Consider the following 7,213-nt stretch of genomic DNA (forward strand, 5'->3'; position numbering starts at 1 on the left):
CCCGCAGCGGCCGCGACTCCCCCGATGACCAGGGCGCGGCGGCGGACGGGGGGGCCGCCGGTCGGCGCGTTCTCGTTCGACGTCATCCCCCGAGCCTAGACAGCGCCCCGCCGCCGGCGCCCGGACAGCACCGGGGGCGACTGTTGTCCACCGCGTGCCCCTCCATGCCGCTCTTGCATATCCTCTAAGGATTCACATATGCGATTCCTTTATCTTCAGTGACACCCCTGACTCCGCGTGCAGCCGCCACCACCGGCCGCACGACCCCCACGGAGCCATCGACGAGAGGACCCCATGCTCCGACCCCGCCATGCTCCGTCCGTTCCTCTCGCCGCGCTCGCGCGGACGCTCGAGGTCGAGAGCGACGACGCCTCGTCCGCCGCGATCAGCGGCGTGACCCTCATCGCCTCCGATGTCGAGCCGGGTGACCTCTTCGTGGCCCTGCCCGGCGTGCACCGCCACGGTGCCGACTTCGTCGAGCAGGCCGCCTCCCGCGGCGCCGCCGCCGTGCTCACCGACCCGGTCGGCGCGGGTGCCTCGCGCGCGACCGGCCTGCCGGTGCTCGTGGTGGAGGAGACGCGCTCCCGCCTGGGCGCCGTCGCCGCCGCGGTCTACGGCACCGCTGAGCGCTCCCCGGTGCTGCTCGGAGTCACCGGCACCAACGGCAAGACCTCGACCGTGCACATGCTCGAGGGGATCCTGCGGCAGCTGGGAGTCGTGCCGGGCCTGAGCTCGACGGCCGAGCGCCACATCGGCGACACCTCCGTGACCAGCGGTCTCACGACCCCCGAGGCGACCGAGCTGCACGCGCTCGTCGCCCGCATGGAGGAGGAGGGAGTGGGAGCTGCGGCCATCGAGGTCAGCGCGCAGGCCCTCACTCGCCACCGGGTCGACGGAGTGGTCTTCGACGTCGCGGGCTTCACGAACCTCAGCCACGACCACCTCGACGACTACGGCGACATGGAGACCTACTTCGGCGAGAAGGCGCAGCTGTTCCAGCCCGAGCGCGCGCGCCGCGCGGTCGTGTCGCTCGACTCGCCCTCGGGCGCCCGGTTGCGCGACACCGCCGGCATCCCGGTGACCACCGTCACCTCGCTGCCGGGAGTGGACGCCGACTGGACGGTGACCGTTCTCGAGCAGGAGTTCGGCCGCACCGGGTTCCGGATGCAGAACCGCGAGGGGCGGGCCATCACGACCTCGGTCCCGATCATCGGCGCGCACATGGCCGCCAATGCGGCGCTGGCGATCGGGATGCTGATCGAGGCCGGCTGGCCGATCGGCGAGATCCGTGCAGCCCTGCACCGCGACGGCGGAGTCGACGCCTCACTCCCCGGGCGCACCGAGCGCGTCTCCGGCGATCGCGGGCCGACCGTCTACGTCGACTTCGGGCACAGTGCCGACGCGTTCCAGCGCACGCTGGAGGCGGTCCGCGAGGTCACTCCGGGTCGCGTGATCATGGTCTTCGGGGCCGACGGCGACCGTGACGCGCTCAAGAGACCGGCGATGGCCGAGGCGGCCGTGACCGGGAGCGACGTCCTGGTGATCACCGACCACCACCCGCGGTTCGAGGATCCCGCCTCCATCCGCCGCACTCTCGTCGAGGCAGCACTCGCCGCCCGGCCGGACGCCGATCTGCACGAGGTGGACGACCCGAAGCGGGCGATCCGTGTCGCCGTCTCGCTCGCGCACGAGGGCGATGCGATCCTCTGGGCGGGTCCCGGCCACCAGAACTACCGCGACATCCTCGGGGTGCGCACGCCGTACTCGGCCCGGGCGGAGGCGCGTGCCGCGTTGCGCGAAGCGGGCTGGGCCGACGAGGTGGTCCCGGCGCACCTCTGACGTCGTCAGCGACGGACCTGAGATACCGCTCAGGCTCGCCGCCGCCCCTGTCGCGAACCTCGCACGCGGTGTAACTTTGCGCAGCACGCAACGTTTGCGGCGGAGAGCCGTGCCTGGGCGCGTCCGCCAGACAAGGGGACCACCGTGGCCGAATCCGCCTCCACTCCATCCGCTGCGACCGCGACGCCCTCCGGCGCCGTGATGTCGCACCGGCAGATCCTGTTCGTGATCTTCGGACTCATGGCGGGGATGTTCCTCTCCTCCCTCGACCAGACGATCGTCGGCACCTCGATGCGCACCATCGCGGACGACCTCGACGGACTCTCGCAGCAGGCGTGGGTGACCACCGCCTACCTGATCGTCTCGACGATCGCGACGCCCATCTACGGCAAGCTCTCGGACATCTTCGGACGCCGACCGCTCTACCTGATCGCGATCGTGCTGTTCCTGATCGGCTCGACGCTCGCCGGTTTCGCCACCTCGATGCTGGGCCTCGCCGGCTTCCGCGCGGTGCAGGGCCTGGGAGCGGGCGGCCTGATGTCGCTCGCCCTCACGGTGATGGGCGACATCCTCCCGCCGCGTGAGCGCGCGAAGTACCAGGGCTACTTCCTCGCCGTCTTCGGTATCTCGAGCGTCGTCGGCCCGCTGATCGGCGGCCTGCTCGCCGGCACCCCCGAGATCCTCTTCATCACCGGCTGGCGCTGGGTGTTCCTGATCAACCTGCCGATCGGCGCCGTCGCGCTCTTCATCGTGGTGCGCTTCCTTCACCTGCCCAAGCCCGCCGGGGAGCGCTCGGTGCGGATCGACTGGTGGGGCGCCTCCCTCGTCGTCGTCGCCGCCGGACCGCTGCTGCTGATCGCTGAGCAGGGCCGCGAGTGGGGCTGGGGATCGCCGATCGCCTGGGTCTGCTACATCGTCGGCGCACTGGGCATCGTCGGCTTCATCGCGGCCGAGCGGATGATGGGCGACGACGCGCTGATCCCGCTCAAGCTCTTCCGCTCCCCCACCTTCTCGATGGCGACCGTGCTGGGCGTGCTCGTCGGCTTCGGGATGTTCGGCGGCATGATGGCGATCCCGCTCTACCTGCAGCTGGTCAACGGAGCGACGCCCACCGAGTCGGGGTTCCTGATGCTGCCCATGATCCTCGGCCTGATGATCGCCTCGATCGTCTCGGGCCAGATCATCTCGCGCACCGGCCGCTACCGCGCCTTCCCCATCGTCGGCACCTTCCTGATGTCGGCCGCCTTCTTCTACTTCACCTTCGCCTCGATCGACAAGCCGGTGATTTTCATGATGGGCGGGATGCTGCTGCTCGGCCTCGGGCTCGGCCAGATGATGCAGACGCTCACCCTCGCATCGCAGAACTCGGTCGACGTGGCGAACATGGGAGTCGCGACCAGCGCCTCGACCTTCTTCCGACAGATCGGCGGCACCCTCGGCACCGCCGTCATCTTCTCGGTGCTGTTCAGCCGCATCCCCGAGACGATCGCCGCAGCCTTCAGGAACCCCGCGATCACCTCGGACCTCCAGCGGGCCGCGGCCGATCCGAGCATCGCTGCCGACCCCGCGAACGCCGGGATCCTGAAGCTTCTCCAGTCGCAGGACACCGCGGCGATCGGTTCAGCGCTCGACGGCGACACGTCGTTCCTGACGACCGCCGACCGGGCGCTGTCCGCGCCGTTCCTGACCGGCTTCAACGACGCGACCGTCACCGTCTTCCAGGTCGCACTCGGAGTCGTGCTCCTCGCCTTCGTCCTCTCGTGGTTCCTGAAGACCCCGCCGCTGCGGGCCAAGTCGGCCATCCAGGAGGCGCACGACCTCGCAGAGGACAGCGCCGCCGAACTGCGCCGGACCGATCCGCAGCTCGCTGCGCGAGCCGGCGCCGACCTCGCTGCCGGCAGCATCGAGCCGGACGTGCGCACCGACTCCGTGCCCATCACCGCGCCGAAGGACGGTCACGGCGCCCACCGGGCCTGAGCGCGCAGGATTCCGCGGCGGGCGGGGCACGGCGAAGCGCTGTCGAGTCCTGCGAGAGAGCGCTCCACCGACGCCCTAAGATGGTCGGAGAGCCGCCGAAGGAGCCCGCAATGAGCGTCGCCAGCACCCCCTCCTCTTCCGTCACACCGAACCTCTCGGAGCAGGTCGCGAAGGCCGACCGCCTCGCTCTGCGCGACTGGCCCGCCGGGTTCCTCTGGGGGTCGGCGACGGCCGCCGCCCAGATCGAGGGAGCCGGCCACGAAGGCGGCAAGGAGGACAGCATCTGGGACGCGTTCTCGCGCGTCCCGGGAGCGGTCGCCAACGGCGACACCCCCGAGGTAGCGGTCGACCACTACCACCGGATGCCCGCCGACGTGCAGCTGATGAAAGAGCTGGGGTTGGGCTCCTACCGCTTCTCGGTGAGTTGGTCGCGCGTGAAGCCGGGCGACGGCCCTGTGAACGGCGAAGGCCTCGACTTCTACTCGCGACTGGTCGATGAGCTGCTCGGCGCCGGGGTCCTCCCCTGGCTGACCCTCTACCACTGGGACCTCCCGCAGGCCGTCGAGGAGGCCGGCGGCTGGGCGAACCGCGACACCGCCGAGCGCTTCCGGGACTACGCCGAGGCCGTCTACGAGAGCCTCGGCGATCGGGTCCAGCACTGGACCACCTTCAACGAGCCGTTCTGCTCGACGCTGCTCTCCTACGGAGCCGGCGTCCACGCGCCCGGAGTGATCTCGCAGCAGGCCGCGCTCGCCGCGGTGCACCACACCCACCTCGCGCACGGGCTCGCGGTCTCGACCCTGCGTCAGCTCGGCGCTCAGAACCTGGGCATCACGCTCAACCTCTCCAATGCGGTGCCGGACGACCCCGAGGACGAGGCCGACCTCGACGCAGCGCGCCGCTTCGACGCTCTGCAGAACCGCATCTTCCTCGACCCGCTGCTGCGCGGCGAGTACCCGGAGGACCTGCTCGCCGATGTCGCCGGCCTCGGGCTGGACGAGCTGATCGTCGACGGCGACCTCGACCTGATCTCGCTCCCGCTCGACTTCCTCGGCGTGAACCACTACCACGACGACAACGTCTCGGCCCACCCGCTGCCCGCCGGCGCCGACGACTTCGCCCAGGCGACCGACCGCGAGGTCGGCTCTCCGTGGGTCGGCTCGGAGTTCATCACGTTCCCCTCGCGCGGGCTCCCGCGCACGGCGATGGACTGGGAGGTGAATCCCGACGGTCTGCGCTACCTGCTGACCCGCCTCGGGCTCGAGTACGAGAACGTGCCTCCGCTCTACGTGACCGAGAACGGCGCCGCCTACGACGACACGGTGGTCGACGGACGAGTGCACGACCTCGACCGGACCCAGTACGTACTCGACCATGTCGAGAAGGTCGCCGACGCGATCGATGAGGGCGCCGACATCCGCGGCTACTTCGTGTGGTCGCTCCTCGACAACTACGAGTGGGCCTGGGGCTACGAGAAGCGGTTCGGGATCGTCCGGGTCGACTACGGCACGCAGGAGCGGATCGTGAAGGACTCGGGCCTGGTCTACTCGCGCCTGCTCGGCGGCAGTGCCGCAGCGGCGCTGGACTGAGCGGTGAGCGAGGGAACGGGTCTGCGCGGCGGGGGCGCTCTCCGACCCTCGAGATGGTCGCCGCGCGCGCCGGAGTCTCGCGCGCGACCGTCTCGCGGGTCGTCAACGGAGCGCCCCAGGTCGCCGTCGAGATCGTGGCGGCCGTCGAGAAGGCGATCGGCGAGCTCGACTACGTGCCCAACCATGCGGCTCGGATGCTCGCCTCGAGGAGGACCCAGTCGATCGCGCTGGTCGTACCGGAATCGACGGCGCGCGTCTTCGCCGACCCGTTCTTCGCCTCCATCGTCCAGGGAGCGGCGATGCGCCTGGCCGACACCGACTACACGCTGTCGATGCTGATCGCCTCCGAGACCTCCGGCGAGAAGACCCGCCGCTACCTCCTCGGCGGCAACGTCGACGGCGCGCTCGTGGTCTCGCACCACTCGGGCGACCACTCCTACGCGGCCCTCTCCGACTCGCTGCCGGTCGTCTTCGGCGGGCGGCCGCTCTCGCCGGAGGAGCGCGGCTCGTACTTCGTCGACGTCGACAACGCCGACGGTGCGGCCGTCGCCACTGCGCACCTGATCGAGCGGGGACGGCGTCGCATCGCGACCATCGCGGGGCCGGCCGACATGCCTCCGGGGGTCGACCGCCTGATCGGCTGGCGCGGCGCCCTGAGCGACGCCGGTCTCGCCGACGACCTGGTGGAGTGGGGCGACTTCTCGCCCGCCAGCGGGACCGAGGCGATGCGCCGCCTCCTCGCCCGCGACCCCGGTCTCGACGGTGTCTTCGCCGCCAACGACCAGATGGCGGTGGGCGCGTACGTCGCCCTGCGCGAGGCCGGCCGACGCATCCCGGAGGACGTGTCGGTGGCCGGCTTCGACGACGACCTCTTCGCGCGGAACGCCGTGCCCGCGCTGACCACGGTGCGCCAGCTCGCGGACGAGCTCGGCGCGCGCATGATCGAGCTGCTGACCGCCCGGATCGAGGGCCTCCCGGTGGAGCACCGCACGCTGATGCCGACGACGCTCGTGGTCCGCGCGAGCAGCTGAGGCCTGCCCGCGAGATTCCAGGAGTCGTCGCAGTCGGCGCCGGGTGCGACGACGTCGGGGCTCTCGCGAGCACCGGACTGCGGGGAGCGTCACGGTCGCCGGCCGCGGGCCTCGGGAGCAGCACGCAGCTCGACGATCGTCCGCGCCCGGCCGCCGGCCAGACCCTCCGCGCGGACGACCACGATGATCCGGCCCGCACGACGACCGGCGAGCAGCCGCTCGCGGTCGCGGGAGAACTGGACATCGTCCGTCCGGTGCTGTCCGCCGTCGTGCTCCGATCCACGTCGACGCCGCTGCCGTGCCCGGGAGACCGTGCCGCTCGGCTCCGTCGGTCTCCGCGAGGGTGTGACCGATCACGCCGCGAGTCCTCGGGGGCCGGTGCCGCCTCGTCGCAGCGAGGTGGATCGGATCGTCCTCTCCGGGTCGCGTCGGCAGCGCCTCGGCGGCGATCAGGTGGGAGAGGAGCTGCGAGGACCGACGCGCCGAGGCAGGTGGGCGAGCGCTCGGTCGAGAGGGGAGACCGGCATCACGCGCGGGCGCACCCTGTGGACAGGGCTGGCCAGGGAGAGCGCTCAGCTGCGCGTCCGTCGGCCCGGAGCGGAGCGCCGCGTGCCGGGTGGAGGCTCCGAGAGCAGTGCTGGACATGCCGCCACTCTGGCGGACACGCACCCTCCTCCGGCTCGTGCGATCCGCTACCGGTGGAAGAACCGCCGATCCCGCCTCTGTGGAGGAACCTCACGGGGCGGGGCGGGCCGGGGCGAGGCGAGGCGAGGCGGG

Annotated in this window: 4 protein-coding genes; all 4 read left to right on the forward strand. The window is 71.3% G+C overall.

What is annotated here, in order from left to right; genetic code table 11:
- The first annotated feature begins 294 nt into the window (after positions 1–294).
- The 4 genes from ACH61_RS13215 to ACH61_RS13230 all read left to right on the forward strand — a co-directional run bounded on the left by ACH61_RS13215 (position 295) and on the right by ACH61_RS13230 (position 6,436).
- Positions 295–1,839, forward strand: coding sequence for a Mur ligase family protein (locus tag ACH61_RS13215; RefSeq protein ID WP_068212807.1), 1,545 nt, complete (start codon positions 295–297; stop codon positions 1,837–1,839).
- A gap of 201 nt (positions 1,840–2,040) precedes the next feature.
- Positions 2,041–3,816, forward strand: coding sequence for an MDR family MFS transporter (locus ACH61_RS13220; RefSeq protein WP_068212810.1), 1,776 nt, complete (start codon positions 2,041–2,043; stop codon positions 3,814–3,816).
- Positions 3,817–3,926: 110 nt separating this feature from the next.
- On the forward strand, positions 3,927–5,405 hold the full coding sequence (locus ACH61_RS13225; RefSeq protein WP_082845265.1) for a GH1 family beta-glucosidase: 1,479 nt from the start codon (positions 3,927–3,929) through the stop codon (positions 5,403–5,405).
- A gap of 53 nt (positions 5,406–5,458) precedes the next feature.
- Complete coding sequence (locus ACH61_RS13230; RefSeq protein ID WP_132505558.1) at positions 5,459–6,436, forward strand: LacI family DNA-binding transcriptional regulator; 978 nt, start codon at positions 5,459–5,461, stop codon at positions 6,434–6,436.
- Positions 6,437–7,213 lie beyond the last annotated feature (777 nt).

This window comes from Rathayibacter tanaceti, from assembly GCF_001634385.1.
In the GTDB taxonomy this organism is placed as follows: Bacteria; Actinomycetota; Actinomycetes; order Actinomycetales; family Microbacteriaceae; genus Rathayibacter; species Rathayibacter tanaceti.

Excerpts from the sequence above, each read along its gene's own strand:
- ACH61_RS13215 (WP_068212807.1), top strand. The coding sequence starts at position 295 with ATGCTCCGACCCCGCCATGCTCCGTCCGTTCCTCTCGCCGCGCTCGCG.
- ACH61_RS13220 (WP_068212810.1), top strand. The coding sequence starts at position 2,041 with ATGTCGCACCGGCAGATCCTGTTCGTGATCTTCGGACTCATGGCGGGG.
- ACH61_RS13225 (WP_082845265.1), top strand. The coding sequence starts at position 3,927 with ATGAGCGTCGCCAGCACCCCCTCCTCTTCCGTCACACCGAACCTCTCG.
- ACH61_RS13230 (WP_132505558.1), top strand. The coding sequence starts at position 5,459 with ATGGTCGCCGCGCGCGCCGGAGTCTCGCGCGCGACCGTCTCGCGGGTC.